Below are 14397 nucleotides of genomic sequence, written 5' to 3' on the forward strand. Positions count from 1 at the left end.
CAAAGGAATCCCACCCACTCCGAAAAGCAGGTCGGGGTTCAAAAAATTGGCATTGAACATAGTGCACGCTGTTGAGTTCTCAAGGAACGGACGCACCCGGTTCACGGACCATCTGGACCGATCAGCGGAGCTGTTTCGTTCTCACCCGGGCATCCCATGAGGACGGATCCGAATGCTTCAAGCGCAGCGAAGGATGAATCTCTTCGAGGCTTGGGATCTTCGTGCCGCTTGAGGCCGATGAGCCGGTTCAGATGAACTCTCTGCTCTTTCGCTCCTGTGGGGCAACGAGTGATTACATTACGTCGATTCCGGCGGTCGTGCAACTCTGCCTTGCATCCCGGGCGTGTCGCGCCGGATCCCCCGGAAATATGAGGACCCCGGTCCCCCACGAAGGTGGGAGACCGGGGTCCGTCGACGGGATCGCGGGCCTACTCGACGAAGACGCCGGCGAGGGTCTTCTTGCCGCGGCGGAGCACCGCCATGCTGCCGGGTGCGACGTGGTCGGCGAGGGTCGCCGCCTCGTCGTCGATGCGCACGTTGTTGAGCGCGACGCCGCCCTGCTTGATGGCACGGCGCCCCTCGCTCTGGCTCGCCACGAGGCCGGTGTCGACGAGCAACTGCGCGATCGGGGCATCCGGCGACGTCGTCGTATTCGGCAGCTCGCGCAACGCCGACTCGAGCGTGTCGTCATCGAGTGCGGTCAGGTCGCCCTGCCCGAACAGCGCCTGCGACGCGGCGATGACCGCGCCGGTGGCATCGGCACCGTGGACGAGGCTCGTCACCTCGAATGCGAGCACTCGCTGCGCCTCGCGCCGGAACGGCTCGCTCGCGACCAGCGCCTCGAGCTCTTCGATGCGCTCACGACCGAGGAAGGTGAAGACCTTGAGCCGAGACACCACGTCGGCATCGTCGGTGTTGAGCCAGAACTGGTAGAAGCGGTAGGGGCTGCACATCGCGGCGTCGAGCCAGATGGCATTGCCCTCGCTCTTGCCGAACTTCGTGCCGTCGGAGTTCGTGATGAGCGGCGTGCCGATCGCGTGCACGTGCACGCCCTCGACCCGGTGGATGAGGTCGGTTCCGCTCGTCAGGTTGCCCCACTGGTCGCTGCCACCGGTCTGCAGGACGCAGTCGTACTGGCGGTGGAGCTCGAGGTAGTCGAAGCCCTGCAGGATCTGGTAGCTGAACTCGGTGTAGCTGATGCCGGCGTCGGAGTTCAGCCGCGAGGCGACCGCGTCCTTCTTCAGCATCGTGCCGACGCGGTAGTGCTTGCCGACCTCCCGCAGGAAGTCGATCGCACTGAGGCCGGCCGTCCAGTCGAGGTTGTTCACGAGGCGGACGGCGTTCTCACCCTCGCCGGAGAGGAAGCGCGACATCTGCGCACCGAGGTAGCCCACCCACTCGGCGACGGTCTCCTTCGTGTTGAGCGTGCGCTCGGCCGTCGGCCGCGGGTCGCCGATGAGCCCGGTCGATCCCCCGACGAGGGCGAGCGGGTGATGGCCGGCGAGCTGGATGCGGCGCAGGGTGAGCAACTGCACGAGGTTGCCGAGGTGCAGACTCGGCGCTGTCGGGTCGAATCCGCAGTAATACGTGATCGGCTCGCCCGCGAGCAGCTCTTTCAGCGCGGCCTGGTCGGTCGACACATGCACGAGGCCGCGCCAGACGAGCTCCTCCCAGACGTCGTCGAATGAGGCGTCGTTCTGCTGGGTGGAGAGGATCACTGGGTCTGACACCCCGTCAGAGTATCAGCGGGACTGAGACCTGAATTCAAGGTTCGACGATTGATTCCAAGAAATCAATCCTGTATCTTTGATTTGTTCGGATGTCACAGCCACAGCATTCACCTCGACCGATCAATGATCCAGCCTTCAAGGGGAGCAATGTTCGTCATCACCGCCGATCAGGTCGCCAGTCGACGCGAGGCCGACCGGGCTGCTGCGCTCATGGCGCGCCTCGCCGAGCGTCATGGCGATCAGCTCCTGCTACCTGCAGACCAGACCGCCGGCGACGAGGTGCAACTCGTCACGGCCTCGGCCGAGACGGCGCTGGCCATCGTGCTCGATGCCACCCGGACCGGCCGTTGGAGCGTCGGGCTCGGCATCGGCGACATCCGTACGCCCCTCCCCGATGCCACCCGCAAGGCGACCGGCACCGCGTTCATCGCCGCGCGTGAAGCCGTCGGCGCGGCGAAGCGCGCCGACGGTCGCTTCGCGCTGCGAGCAGCGCCCGTCGCGAGCGGCATCACCGTCGCCGACGTCGAACCGCTCGTCCGCATGCTCGTGCTGCTGCGCGAGCGACGCACCGATCCCGGCTGGGAGGTCGTCGATCTCATGCACGAGGGGCGCCTGCAGAAGGAGGCGGCGGCGATCCTCGACGTGAGCGCCGCCGCCGTGAGCGCGCGCCTTCGAGCGGCCCTCTGGCGGGCTGAAGAGGAGGCCCGGCCTGCGCTCGTCCGGCTGCTGCGCGAACTCGACGCCGAAGCCACGCACGTCGCGTCCGAGTGACGCCCGCGGTCGCTATGCTGCTCGGAGACCAGGCCCCGAGCGCCTGACGGGAAGGAACCCGGTGAGCCTCTTCTTCATCGCCGATGCCATCACATGGTCGGCCCTCGTGCTCGCACTCGTCGCCGCAGCCGTGCTCTCGGTGCTCGCCTACGTGCGCCCACGGCGCGCCTACGTCTGGTTCGCGGCGGGCACGCTCGGCATCGCCACACTCGCCGCCGCCTCCGCGAGTGCACCCGCCCAGTTCGGGCTCGCGCCGCTCGTCGTGCTGCTCGGCCTCACCACGGCGGTGTTCGGCGGCAGCGCCGCAGCGGCGATGGCGCTCAACCTCGCGATGGGCGGCACGGTCGCCCCCGGCCTGCACGGCGGCATCATCGTCACCGAGCGGCTGACGGCCGACGAGAAGCGGCAGGGCATCGTGGCCGGCGCTCGTCGCGAGGTGCTCCGCGGCGGCCTCACCATCGGCGTGCTCGAGCGCGTGGCGACGGCGGGCACGATCATCGCCGGGTTCCCCGAGGGCCTCGCCATCGTCGTGGCCGTCAAGGGCGTCGGCCGGTTCACCGAGCTCGAGGCGCCCGAAGCCCGCGAGCGTTTCATCATCGGCACGTTCGCGAGCCTCATCTGGGCGTGCGCGGCCGCGCTCGTCGTGCACCTCGCCATCCGCTGACGCCACGCCGGCCGCGCCGGCCGCGCCGGCACCGGGGAAACGCGGTCACTCGGCGGCGAGCTTATGGCGCCGGTACGGCGAGACGCCCTCGTCGCCCGGAAGCCAGAACCGCCACGGATAGGCGTTGCCGCCACCGTCGCCGCTGACGCCCGTGCGCGGACCGCTCGCGGAGTGCAGCGGCGACTCGGGCACCCGCAGGTCGAAGGGCGACTCGAGCAGGTCGCTCCCACCCGCGCCGAGCGGCACGCCGAGCGCCCGCGAGAGCCGCCCCGGCCCGCGAGCGAGATCGCGATCGTTGACGCCCGGCCTGCGCCGCCGCGCGAGATCGATGCCCCCCACGACGGTCGCGCCGCGCATCAGCACCGCCGACGAGAGGCCGGCGGGCCTCGCCACGATGTTCAGGCACACGTGCATGCCGTAGCTGAAGTACGCGTACAGGTGCCCCGGCTCCCCGAACATGACGGCGTTGCGGGCGGTGCGGCCCCGGAACGCATGCGATCCGGGATCCTCGCCGACCCCGCGATACGCCTCGACCTCGGAGAGCCGAATGGCCACCAGTCCGTCAGGGGCGTCGTAGCCGAGCACGGCCCCGAGCAGGAGCGGTGCGAGTTGCACCGGATCCTGCTCGAAGAATGCCCGGTCGGGTGCGACGAGTCGACTCAGCGCACTGCCTCGGGGAGCCCGGCGACGAGGTGGCGGACTCGGTCGGCCAGTCGGGCGAACTGCTCGTCGACACGCACCGGCGACGTGCCGCCGACGCCGTCGCGGCTCGCGACCGATCCCTCGACGGTGAGCACCTCGCGCACATCGGGGGTGAGGTGCGGCGAGATCTCGGCGAGCGCGGCGTCGTCGACGGCGTCGAGCTCGAGCCCGTGCTGCTCGGCGAACCGCACGAGCGCGCCCGTGATCTCGTGCGCGTCGCGGAACGGCACGTGCCGCTTCACGAGCCACTCGGCGACATCGGTCGCGAGCGAGAAGCCGGCCGGCGCGAGCTCGGCCATGCGGTCGGTGTGGAACCTCAGCGTGGCGATCATGCCGGTGAACGCGGGCAGCAGCACCTCAAGTGTCTCGACCGAATCGAAGACCGGCTCCTTGTCTTCCTGGAGGTCGCGGTTGTAGGCGAGCGGGAGGGCCTTCAGCGTCGCGAGCAGGCCGCTGAGATTGCCGATGAGGCGGCCGGACTTGCCACGAGCGAGCTCTGCGATGTCGGGGTTCTTCTTCTGCGGCATGATCGACGAGCCCGTCGAGTAGCCGTCATCGAGCGTGACGAAGCCGAACTCGCGCGTGTTCCAGAGGATGACGTCTTCTGCGAGACGCGACAGGTCGATGCCGATCATCGCGGCGATGAACGCGAACTCCGCGACGACGTCGCGGCTCGCGGTGCCGTCGAGCGAGTTGTCGGCCGGTCGGGCGAGTCCGAGATCACGGGCGACGGATGCCGCGTCGAGCCCGAGCGTCGACCCGGCGAGGGCGCCGCCGCCGTACGGCGAGACATCCGCTCGCTTCGTCCAGTCGACGATGCGCTCGAGGTCGCGCGAGAACGCCCAGCCGTACGCGAGCAGGTGGTGTGCCAGCAGCACCGGCTGCGCATGCTGCAGGTGGGTGCGGCCCGGCATGATCGCCGAACGGTGGGCATCGGCCTGGGCGGCGAGCGCATCGATGAGGTGCACCAGCTGCTGGCCGAGAATCGCGGCGTGGTCTTTGAGGTACAGGCGCACGAGCGTGGCGATCTGGTCGTTGCGGCTGCGCCCGGCGCGCAGCTTGCCACCGAGCTCTGCGCCCACGATGCCGATGAGTGCGGCTTCGAGCGCACCGTGGACGTCTTCATCGGCGTCGGCGGCCACGATCTCGCCGGAGACCACCCGCGCTTCGAGGGTGTCGAGCCCAGCGAGCATCGCCGCGAGCTCGTCGGCGTCGAGATACCCGGCGGCGCCGAGCGCGCGCGCGTGCGCTCGCGAACCCGCGAGGTCGTAGCTCGCGAGCTGCCAGTCGAAGTGCGTCGACTTCGACAGCCGCGCCAGCTCGGGCGACGGGCCGGTGGCGAACCTCGCGCCCCACAGCGACCCTTCGTTGGTGCCGTGCTCGGTCATCAGGCGTCCTTCCGTTCGAGCAGCCACACGAGCAGCGCCTTCTGGGCGTGCAGGCGGTTCTCCGCCTCGTCCCAGATGATCGACTGCGCGCCGTCGATGACGTCGGCCGTGACCTCGTACCCGCGGTCTGCCGGCAGGCAGTGCATGAAGACCGCGTCGGATGCCGCGAGCGACATGAGCTCGCGATCGACCCGGTAGCCGCCGAACGTGGCGACGCGGTGCGCCTTCTCGGACTCCTTGCCCATCGAGACCCAGGTGTCGGTCACCACGACGTCGGCGCCGGCGACGGCCTCGGCCGCGTCGGTGTACAGCGTGATCGAGCCGCCCGTCGCGGCGGCGATGCGGTCGCCGTCGGCCACGACCGCGTCTGAGGGGGCGAACTCGTCGGGCGACGCGATGCGCACGTGCATGCCCGCCGTCGCGCCGGCCAGCAGGTACGACTGGGCCATGTTCGATGCCCCGTCGCCCAGGAAGGTGACGGTCAGCCCCGCGAGGTCGCCCTTGTGCTCGCGTATGGTGAGCAGGTCGGCGAGGAGCTGGCACGGGTGGAAGTCGTCGGAGAGCGCGTTGATGACGGGCACGGCCGTTCCCGCGGCCATCTCTTCGAGGCCGGCCTGGCCGTACGTGCGCCACACGATCGCCGAGACCATGCGCTCGAGCACGCGGGCCGTGTCTGATGGGGTCTCCTTGCCGCCGAGCTGGCTCGACGCCGTGGAAATGATCAGCGGCGTCCCGCCGAGGTCGGCGATGCCGACCGCGAACGAGACGCGCGTGCGCGTCGAGGACTTGTCGAAGATGACGGCGACCGTCTGCGGCCCCGCGAGCGGCGTGCGGCTCCAGCGGTCGGCCTTCAGGGCCTCGGCGAGGTCGAGGATCTCGGCCTGTTCGGCGGGCGTGATGTCGTCGTCGCGAAGGAAGTGGCGGGTCATGGGACTCCGTTCGATGGGGTCGGTCGTGCGGTCAGTGGGTGGCTGCGGCGTCGAGCGCGACCGCGAACCGGGTGATGAACTCGTCGACCTCGGCGTCGCCGATGATCAGCGGGGGCGCGAGGCGAATGGTGGAGTCGTTGGCTGCATTCACGATGAGGCCGCCGCTCATGGCTTCGGCGACCACACGGCCCGCGACCGGTTCGGAAAGGCCGACCCCGATGAGCAGGCCCTTGCCGCGCACTCCGTGGACGAGCGGGGATCCGATGCCGAGGATGCGCTGCGCCAGCTCGTCACCGCGCCGCGCGGCGTTGTCGACGAGCCCGGCTCGCTCGATCTCGTCGAGCACCGCGTTCGCCACGGCCGTCGCGAGCGGGTTCCCGCCGAAGGTCGAGCCGTGCTGGCCCTTGGTGAAGAGCGAGGACGCCTCGCCGAACGTGACCAGCGCGCCGATGGGGAACCCCCCGCCGATGCCCTTCGCGAGGGTGATGGCATCGGGTGTGATGCCGGCATGCTGGAACCCGAACCACGCACCCGTGCGTCCGGCCCCGGTCTGGATCTCGTCGACGATGAGCAATGCGCCGTGCCGCCTGGTGAGTTCGCGTGCCGCCTCGAGGAATCCTTCGGGAAGCTCGACGACACCGGCCTCGCCCTGGATCGGTTCGACGATCAGCGCCGCGACCGCATCGTCGAGCGCCGCTTCGAGCGCCGCGATCGTCGCGGGGATGTGCTCGACGCCCCCGGGCAGCGGCTCGAACGGGTCGCGCATGTGCGGTTTGCCCGTCAGGGCGAGCGATCCCATGGTGCGGCCGTGGAACGCGTCGACGAGTGCGAGCACTCGCGTGCGCGCCCCGCCCGAGTTGTTGAGGCGCGCGAGCTTGAATGCGGCCTCGTTGGCCTCGGCTCCGGAGTTGCCGAACCAGGCCCGCCCGTGCTCCCCCGCTCCGGCGAGCCGCGTGAGCCGCTCGGCGAGCTCGAGCGCGGGTTCGGTCGCGAAGTAGTTCGAGACGTGCGCGAGCGTCGCCGCCTGCGAAGCGACCGCGTCGACGAACACGGGGTGCGCGTGGCCCAGCGAGTTCACCGCGATGCCCGCCAGGAAGTCGAGGTACGCGTTGCCCGCGTCATCCCACACCCGAACCCCGTCGCCGCGGACGAGCTTCGCGAGCGGCATGCCGATCGAACGCATGATGCGCTCGTCGAAGCGCTGCTGCCACGCGGTCATGCGACGTTTCCCTCAGTGGCGATGCCGGCGCCGCCCGGCACGACCTCGGTGCCGATGCCGGACTGGGTGAAGACCTCGAGGAGGATCGAGTGGGGCACCCGGCCGTCGATGATCGCTGCCTTGGCGACCCCGCCCTCGACCGCCTCGAGGCACGCGCGCATCTTCGGGATCATGCCCGACTCGAGCGACGGCAGCAGCGAGATGAGGTCTGGCACATCGATGACCGACACGAGCGAATCGCGGTTCGGCCAGTCGCGGTAGAGCCCCGCGACATCGGTGAGGATCACGAGTTTCGCCGCACCGAGCGCGACCGCGAGCGACGCGGCCGCCGAGTCGGCGTTGACGTTGAGCGACTGGCCCGGAGCGTCGCCGTCGGGAGCGATCGAGGAGATCACCGGGATGCGTCCGGCGTCGAGCTGCGCATGCACCGCCGCAGGATCGACCGCGACCACATCGCCCACGAGGCCGAGGTCGACCTCGACGCCGTCGACGACGGCACCACGCCGCCGGCCGCTGAACAGCCCCGCGTCCTCACCCGAGAGCCCCGAGGCGAGCGGTCCGTGCTCGTTGATGAGCGACACCAGCTCGCGATTGACCTGCCCCGACAGCACCATGCGGACGACGTCCATCGCCTCCGGGGTCGTCACACGGTATCCGCCGCGGAACTCGCTCTCGATGCCGAGGCGCTCGAGCATGGCCGAGATCTGGGGACCGCCGCCATGGACGACGACCGGCTTGATGCCCGCGTAGCGCAGGTACACCATGTCTTCCGCGAATGCACGCTGCAGGTCGGGACTGACCATCGCGTTGCCGCCGAACTTCACGACGATGGTCTCGCCGTGGAATCGCTTCAGCCACGGCAGTGAGTCGATGAGCACCTGGGCCTTGTCGGCCGCGGTCGCCGATTGCATGCCGGTCGTGGAATCTGCTTCGAGTGCACCCATGTTCAGCTCGCGTAGGCGCTGTTCTCGTGCACGTAGTCGTGCGTGAGATCGTTCGTCAAGATCGATGCGGATGCCTCGCCCGCGTGCAGTTCGATCAGCACATGCGTCGCCCGTGGCTCGAGGTCGACGTCGTCGCGCGGAGCGTCGGGCCGACCCGCATGGCAGACGCGAACCCCGTTCATCGAGACGTCGACGAGGTAGGGGTCGAACGGTGCCTGCGTCGTGCCGATGGCGGCGAGCACCCGGCCCCAGTTCGGGTCGTTGCCGAAGATCGCAGCCTTGAACAGGTTGTTCCGGGCGACGGAGCGACCGACCTCGACCGCGTCGTCTTCGGTGACGGCCCCGCGGACCTCGATCGTGATGTCATGGCTCGCGCCCTCGGCGTCGCCTTGCAGTTGCGTCGCGAGGTCACGGCACGCCGCAGTGAGCGCCTCGGTGAAGGCCTCGGGCGCGGGGACGATTCCCGAAGCACCGCTCGCCAGGAGGGTGACCTGGTCGTTCGTCGACATGCAGCCGTCGGAGTCGAGCCGGTCGAACGTGACGCGAGTCGCAGCCCGCAGCGCCGTGTCGAGATCTGCCGCGGGAAGGTCGGCATCGGTCGTGAGCACGACGAGCATGGTCGCCAGCCCCGGCGCGAGCATGCCGGCTCCCTTGGCCATGCCGCCGATGCGCCAGCCGTCGCGCTCGATCACGACGGTCTTGGGCTTCGTGTCGGTCGTCATGATGGCGCGTGCCGCGTCGTCGCCGGCGGTGCCGCCTGGTGCGAGCCGGTTGACCGCGGAGAGCACGCCCTCTTCGAGCACCTCGCCGTCGAGCTGGTCGCCGATGAGCCCCGTCGAGCACACGAGCACGTCACCGGCGGAGACGGCGAGCGCCGACGCGGTCGCCTCGGCGGTGCGGTGCGTGACCTGGAAGCCCTCGGGACCAGTGAAGCAGTTGGCCCCGCCCGAGTTCAGCACGATCGCTGCGACGGTGCCGTCGAGGATGACCTGCTCCGACCAGAGGATCGGGTTCGCCTTCGCCCGGTTCGATGTGAACACGGCGGCCGCCGCCTGCGACGGACCCCGGTTCACGACGACCGCGAGGTCGAGCGCCCCGCTGCGCTTGATGCCGGCCGCGATGCCCGCGGCCTCGAACCCGTCGGCTGCGGTGACGGTCACGGTGCGACTCCGTTCACGGGAAGGCCGGTCGACTCGGTGAGTCCGAGCGCGAGGTTGGCCGACTGGATGGCGGCACCCGCGGTGCCCTTGACGAGGTTGTCGACGGCGGTGATCACGACGACGCGCCCCGCCCGTTCGTCGACGGCGAGTCCCATGAGCGCCGTGTTCGCGCCGAGCACGTCGGCCGTGCGGGGGAATTGGCCCTGCGGAAGCAACTGCACGAAGCGCTCGCCGGCATAGGCGTCCTCCCACGCCGCACGCACGGTAGCGGCATCCGTGCCGGGCATGATGCGCGCCGTCGAGGTCGCGAGGATTCCGCGCGACATCGGCACGATCATCGGCGTGAACGACACGGTCGGGTTCGCCGCACCGGCCCACCGCAGTGCCTGGATGACCTCGGGGATGTGGCGGTGCACGCCGCCGACCGAGTAGGGGTTCGCCGAACCGAGGATCTCGGAGCCGAGCAGGTGGGCCTTGAGGCTCTTGCCTGCGCCCGACGGGCCGACGGCCAGCACCGACACGAGGTCGCGATCCTCGATGACGCCGGCGCGGATGCCGGGAGCGAGCGAGAGCGCGACCGTGGAGGCGTTGCAGCCGGGAGCCGCGATGCGCCGCGTCTTGGCGAGCCGGTCGCGCTGGGTGCCCGAGAGGCGCGGCAGTTCGGGGACGCCGTAGGTCCACGCGGGGTGGAAGTCGCCGCCGTAGAACTCCTCCCAGTCGCCCGCGCTCTCGAGCCGGTGGTCTGCGCCGCAGTCGATCACGAGCGTGTCCTCGGGCAGTTGCGCGGCGACGGCGCCCGACGTTCCGTGCGGGAGGGCGAGGAACACGACGTCGTGACCGGCGAGCGTCTCGGCCGTCGTCGCTTTCAGGGTCAGATGCGTGTAGGTGCGCAGATGGGGCTGTACTGCGACGAGCGGCTGCCCGGCGTTGGCGTGCGCCGTGACGGTGCGCACCTCGAATTCGGGATGATCGGCCAGCAGGCGCAGGATCTCTCCCCCGGCATAGCCGGACGCGCCGGAAACGGCGACGGAGTACGTCATGGAATCCACCTTAGGGTCTGTGCGGTCGGGGCGATGTTCCGGCGACGCCCGCAGACAGGCCCGTCTAGGCCGCAGCAGGGGTCGCCGAGATTCGGCGCGCACCACGACGTCGGTTGCGCAGCACGACGACACGCGAGTGGCGTGCAGAGGCGGCGAACCGATCGGTGGACATGCGTCGACCCTACCGACTGTGTCGCGGCATCCGCAAAACGATGACACGCGACCCCCGCGTCGACCGCCATCCGAAGCCTAGGCTCGGTGCATGAACCTGCGCATCCTCTTCATCGGCGGCAACGGCACCATCAGCGGAGCATCGAGCGAGCTCGCCGTGCAGCGCGGCTACGACCTGACCCTTCTCAATCGCGGGCGCAGTTCGCGACGTGCGCCGATCGCCGGGACGCGGCATCTCACGGGCGACGCCGAGGATGCGGCATCCATCGCTGCGGCCATCGGTGACGAGACGTTCGACGTCGTCGCGAACTTCCGCTCGTTCTCGTCTGAGCAGGTCGAACGCGACATCGCGCTGTTCGAGGGGCGAACCCGCCAATACGTGTACATCTCGTCGGCGTCGGCCTACCAGAAGCCGATCGGGCACCTGCCCATCACCGAGTCGACTCCGTTGCGCAACCCGTTCTGGCAGTACTCCCGCGACAAGATCGCCGGCGAGGAACTGCTCGTGGCGGCCTACCGCGAGCGCGGATTCCCGATGACGATCGTACGTCCCTCGCACACCTACGACCGCGAGCGGGTGCCGCTGCTCGGCGGGTGGACAGCCGTCGACCGCATGCGCCGGGGAAAGCCGGTCGTCGTGCACGGCGACGGCACGAGCCTGTGGACGGTGACCCACACCCGAGACTTCGCGGTCGCGTTCGTGGGTCTGCTCGGCAACGACCGCGCGGTCGGCGAGGTGTTCCAGATCACGTCCGACGAGGTGCTGACCTGGAACCAGATCGCTGAGACGATCGCCACGGCCGCGGGCGCCGAGTTCCGGCCGGCGCACATCGCGAGCGACGCGATCGCGCGCGAGCTGCCCGACCTGGGGCCCGGCCTCCTGGGCGACAAGGCCCACTCGGTGATCTTCGACAACAGCAAGGTGAAGTCACTCGTGCCCGAGTTCCGCCCCGCGATCCCCTACTGGCGCGGTGCTCGCGAGATGATCGCGTGGCATGACGCCGATCCGTCACGACGGGTCGTCGACACTGCGCTCGATGCCGACTTCGACCGACTCGTCGAGCGGTACGCGTAGCGCACCCGGGTGCGGGCGCCGGCGCTCTCGGGCGGCGGCGCTCTCGTGCACCGCCGCTCGGACTCCCGTGAGGGAGACTACGCGCGGATCACCGCGCCGAAGCGCTCACCGGCGAGCGCTGCGCCGGCGTTCTTGGCATCGCTCGCCTCGGCCGCCGTGAGCGTGCGGTCGGGCGCACGGAACCGCAGCGCGAAGGTGAGGCTCTTCGAGTCTTCGGGCACCCCCGAGCCGCGGTAGTCGTCGACGAGGTGCAGGTGCTCGAGCAAGTCGCCCGCGCCCGCGCGCACCGCCTCGGCGACCTCAGCCGCTGCGACGTCGTCGCCGACGAGGAGCGACAGGTCTTGCGTCGCCGCCGGCAGTGTGCCGATCGGCTGCGCCTCGACCGCCGGCTCGGTCGCCGCGATCACCGCGTCGAGGTCGAGTTCGGCGACCGCGACCACGCGCGGCAGGTCGAGCTCGATGGCGACCGCGGGCAGCAGTTCGCCCGCGAACCCGACCGCCCGCCCGCCGACTCGGAGCTCTGCAGTGCGGCCCGGGTGCAGCGCCTGGTGCGCGCCCTGCACGACCTCGAGCTCGGCACCCGTCGCGAGCACCACTCGCCGCACGGCATCGAGCGCGTCGACGATGCCGACCGGCACGGCGGCCTGACCGGGCTGCTTGGTGACGGCGTCGCCGACGAGCAGCACACCGAGGTGCCGCGGCTGCCGCGGGATGCCGGCATTGAGCGCGGCAAGGGTCTCGTCGGTCGGCTTCGCATCGCCGACCGGGAGCTCGTCGGAGCCATACGTGCGGCCGGTCTCGGGCAGGAACACGAGGCCGATCTCGAACAGGTCGAGGTCGTTGAGGCCGCGCGAGCGGTTGCGACGCGCAGCACCGATGAGCCCCGGCAGCAGCGAGCGGCGCAGGAACGGGGTCGACTGGTCGAGCGCGTTCACGAGGCGCACGGATGCCACGGCCGAGCCGTCGGCGCTGCCGTAGAGCGCATTCTCATCGGCCGTGGCGAAGGGGAAGCTCAGTACCTCGGTCGAACCGGCACCGGCGAGCACGTCGGCCGTCTGGCGGCGAAGTCGCTGCGACCGGGTGAGCCCGCGCCCCGGAGGAGCGACCGGAAGCACCGAGGGGATGCGGTGGTAGCCGACGAGCCGCGCCACCTCTTCGGCGAGCTCGGCCTTGCCCGTGAGATCGGGGCGCCATGACGGCGGCACCACCGAGAACCCACCGTCGACGGCGGTGACCACGCCGCCGATCTCGGCGAGGGCGTCGTGCACCTCGGCCTCGGTGTACTCGACGCCGATGAGGCTCGACACGAACCCGTGCGGCAGCACGATGGCCTCCCGTGCCCCTGCCTCGTGGATGAGCGACCCGCCCTCGTCGGCGACCCCGCCGGCGAGATCGACCATCAGCTGGGCCACGCGTGATGCGGCGGCACCGGCGATCTGCGGGTCCACCCCGCGCTCGAAGCGGCGCGACGCCTCGCTCGGCAGCTTGTGCCGACGAGCGGAACGCGCGATCGACACCGGGTCGAAGTTCGCGGCTTCGATGAGCACGTTGCGGGTCGTCTCGCCCATCTCGGTGTCGGCGCCGCCCATGACGCCCGCGATGCCGATCGCACCACGGTCGTCGGTGATGAGCAGGTCTTCGGGGTGGAGCGCACGCTCCTTGCCGTCGAGCGTGACGATCGTCTCGCCCGGCGTCGCCCGCCGCACGACGATCCCGCCGCGCAGCGCGTCGAGATCGTAGCCGTGGATCGGCTGGCCGAGCTCGAGCATGACGTAGTTCGTGATGTCGACGAGCACCGAGATCGAGCGGATACCGGCGAGCTTCAGCCGAGCGATCATCCACGCCGGCGTCGGACGCGCCGGATCGACCCCGCGCACGATGCGCGTCGCGAAGACCGCCGAACCGACGCGGCCGCGGATCGGGTCCTCGTCACGGATCTCGACGGGGAACACGTCGCCCGAGGCATCCGCAGGTGCAGCCTGCTCGACCGGGTCGCGGAACCGCGCACCCGTGGCGTGCGCGTACTCGCGGGCGACACCGCGGATCGAGAAGGCATAGCCGCGGTCGGGTGTGACGTTGATCTCGATCGCGGCGTCATCGAGTCCGAGCAGCGTGATCGCGTCGGTGCCGACGGGCGCATCGATGCCGAGCGTGGAGAGTCGCAGGATGCCCTCGTGATCGTCGCCGAGCCCGAGCTCTCGCGCCGAGGCGATCATGCCGTCGGAGACGTGGCCGTAGGTCTTGCGCGCGGCGATCGGGAAGGGCCCCGGCAGCACCGCGCCGGGCAGGGTCACGACGACCTTGTCGCCGACGAAGAAGTTGCGAGCCCCGCACACGATGCCGTGCACCGGGTCTCCCCCGTCGGCCGCGGTCTCGCCGTCGGGCGCAACCCGCACCTGGCACCAGCGGATGGTCTTGCCGTTGGACTGCGGCTCCTCGACGAACTCGAGCACCTCGCCCACGACGACCGGACCCTCGAGCTCGAAGGTGTGCACGTCTTCTTCTTCGAGACCGACCTTGACGAGAGCGGCGTGCACGTCTTCGGGCGTCGTGCCGGGAATGAGTTCGACGTACTCGGCGAGCCAGCTCAATGGAACCCGCATC

12 protein-coding genes are annotated in these 14397 nt (G+C 70.1%); 3 read left to right on the forward strand and 9 right to left on the reverse strand.

Annotation, left to right across the window (positions count from 1 at the left end):
• Positions 1–428: 428 nt before the first annotated feature.
• A complete protein-coding gene (gene tyrS / locus LQ757_RS15630) occupies positions 429–1730 on the reverse strand; it encodes a tyrosine--tRNA ligase (protein WP_231048201.1) in 1302 nt (433 codons plus the stop codon).
• 147 nt (positions 1731–1877) lie between these two features.
• Between tyrS and LQ757_RS15635 the strand changes: the two genes are divergently transcribed.
• Complete coding sequence (locus tag LQ757_RS15635; RefSeq protein WP_231048202.1) at positions 1878–2501, forward strand: DNA-binding protein; 624 nt, start codon at positions 1878–1880, stop codon at positions 2499–2501.
• A gap of 61 nt (positions 2502–2562) precedes the next feature.
• Positions 2563–3165, forward strand: a complete 603-nt coding sequence (locus LQ757_RS15640; RefSeq protein WP_231048203.1) for a hypothetical protein — start codon at positions 2563–2565, stop codon at positions 3163–3165.
• A gap of 45 nt (positions 3166–3210) precedes the next feature.
• Here LQ757_RS15640 and LQ757_RS15645 read toward each other — a convergent pair whose 3' ends face one another.
• From LQ757_RS15645 to argC, 7 genes are read right to left on the reverse strand one after another with little or no spacing between them, the layout of a single operon-like run.
• Positions 3211–3828, reverse strand: coding sequence for a DNA-3-methyladenine glycosylase (locus tag LQ757_RS15645; protein ID WP_255681698.1), 618 nt, complete (start codon positions 3826–3828; stop codon positions 3211–3213).
• Complete coding sequence (gene argH / locus LQ757_RS15650) at positions 3825–5255, reverse strand: argininosuccinate lyase (protein ID WP_231048205.1); 1431 nt, start codon at positions 5253–5255, stop codon at positions 3825–3827. The genes LQ757_RS15645 and argH overlap by 4 nt, the downstream gene beginning before the upstream one ends.
• Positions 5255–6184 (reverse strand): ornithine carbamoyltransferase, encoded by a 930-nt coding sequence (gene argF, locus LQ757_RS15655; RefSeq protein WP_231048206.1) that lies wholly within the window; start codon positions 6182–6184, stop codon positions 5255–5257. Before argF ends, argH begins: the two co-directional genes overlap by 1 nt.
• A 31-nt stretch (positions 6185–6215) precedes the next feature.
• Positions 6216–7403: an acetylornithine transaminase gene (locus LQ757_RS15660; RefSeq protein WP_231048207.1), complete on the reverse strand. Its 1188-nt coding sequence runs from the start codon at positions 7401–7403 to the stop codon at positions 6216–6218.
• Positions 7400–8347 carry an acetylglutamate kinase gene (gene argB / locus LQ757_RS15665; protein WP_231048208.1) on the reverse strand — a complete coding sequence of 316 codons (948 nt, stop codon included), beginning with the start codon at positions 8345–8347 and terminating at the stop codon, positions 7400–7402. The genes LQ757_RS15660 and argB overlap by 4 nt, the downstream gene beginning before the upstream one ends.
• Positions 8348–8349: 2 nt before the next feature.
• On the reverse strand, positions 8350–9507 hold the full coding sequence (gene argJ / locus LQ757_RS15670; RefSeq protein ID WP_231048209.1) for a bifunctional glutamate N-acetyltransferase/amino-acid acetyltransferase ArgJ: 1158 nt from the start codon (positions 9505–9507) through the stop codon (positions 8350–8352).
• Complete coding sequence (gene argC / locus LQ757_RS15675) at positions 9504–10547, reverse strand: N-acetyl-gamma-glutamyl-phosphate reductase (RefSeq protein ID WP_231048210.1); 1044 nt, start codon at positions 10545–10547, stop codon at positions 9504–9506. The genes argJ and argC overlap by 4 nt, the downstream gene beginning before the upstream one ends.
• A 262-nt stretch (positions 10548–10809) precedes the next feature.
• Here argC and LQ757_RS15680 point away from each other — a divergent pair, with 262 nt between their 5' ends.
• Positions 10810–11793 (forward strand): NAD-dependent epimerase/dehydratase family protein, encoded by a 984-nt coding sequence (locus LQ757_RS15680; RefSeq protein WP_231048211.1) that lies wholly within the window; start codon positions 10810–10812, stop codon positions 11791–11793.
• Positions 11794–11870: 77 nt separating this feature from the next.
• Here the strand turns inward: LQ757_RS15680 and pheT are convergent, their stop codons facing one another.
• Positions 11871–14396, reverse strand: coding sequence for a phenylalanine--tRNA ligase subunit beta (gene pheT, locus LQ757_RS15685; RefSeq protein WP_231048212.1), 2526 nt, complete (start codon positions 14394–14396; stop codon positions 11871–11873).
• Position 14397 lies beyond the last annotated feature (1 nt).

Origin of the sequence: Agromyces cavernae (assembly GCF_021044935.1) — a bacterium.
Taxonomy (GTDB): Bacteria; Actinomycetota; Actinomycetes; order Actinomycetales; family Microbacteriaceae; genus Agromyces; species Agromyces cavernae.

Coding starts and splice junctions, on each gene's coding strand:
- LQ757_RS15635 (WP_231048202.1), top strand. CDS start 1,878: ATGTTCGTCATCACCGCCGATCAGGTCGCCAGTCGACGCGAGGCCGAC.
- argH (WP_231048205.1), bottom strand. CDS start 5,255: ATGACCGAGCACGGCACCAACGAAGGGTCGCTGTGGGGCGCGAGGTTC.
- argF (WP_231048206.1), bottom strand. CDS start 6,184: ATGACCCGCCACTTCCTTCGCGACGACGACATCACGCCCGCCGAACAG.
- LQ757_RS15660 (WP_231048207.1), bottom strand. CDS start 7,403: ATGACCGCGTGGCAGCAGCGCTTCGACGAGCGCATCATGCGTTCGATC.
- argB (WP_231048208.1), bottom strand. CDS start 8,347: ATGGGTGCACTCGAAGCAGATTCCACGACCGGCATGCAATCGGCGACC.
- argC (WP_231048210.1), bottom strand. CDS start 10,547: ATGACGTACTCCGTCGCCGTTTCCGGCGCGTCCGGCTATGCCGGGGGA.
- LQ757_RS15680 (WP_231048211.1), top strand. CDS start 10,810: ATGAACCTGCGCATCCTCTTCATCGGCGGCAACGGCACCATCAGCGGA.
- pheT (WP_231048212.1), bottom strand. CDS start 14,396: ATGCGGGTTCCATTGAGCTGGCTCGCCGAGTACGTCGAACTCATTCCC.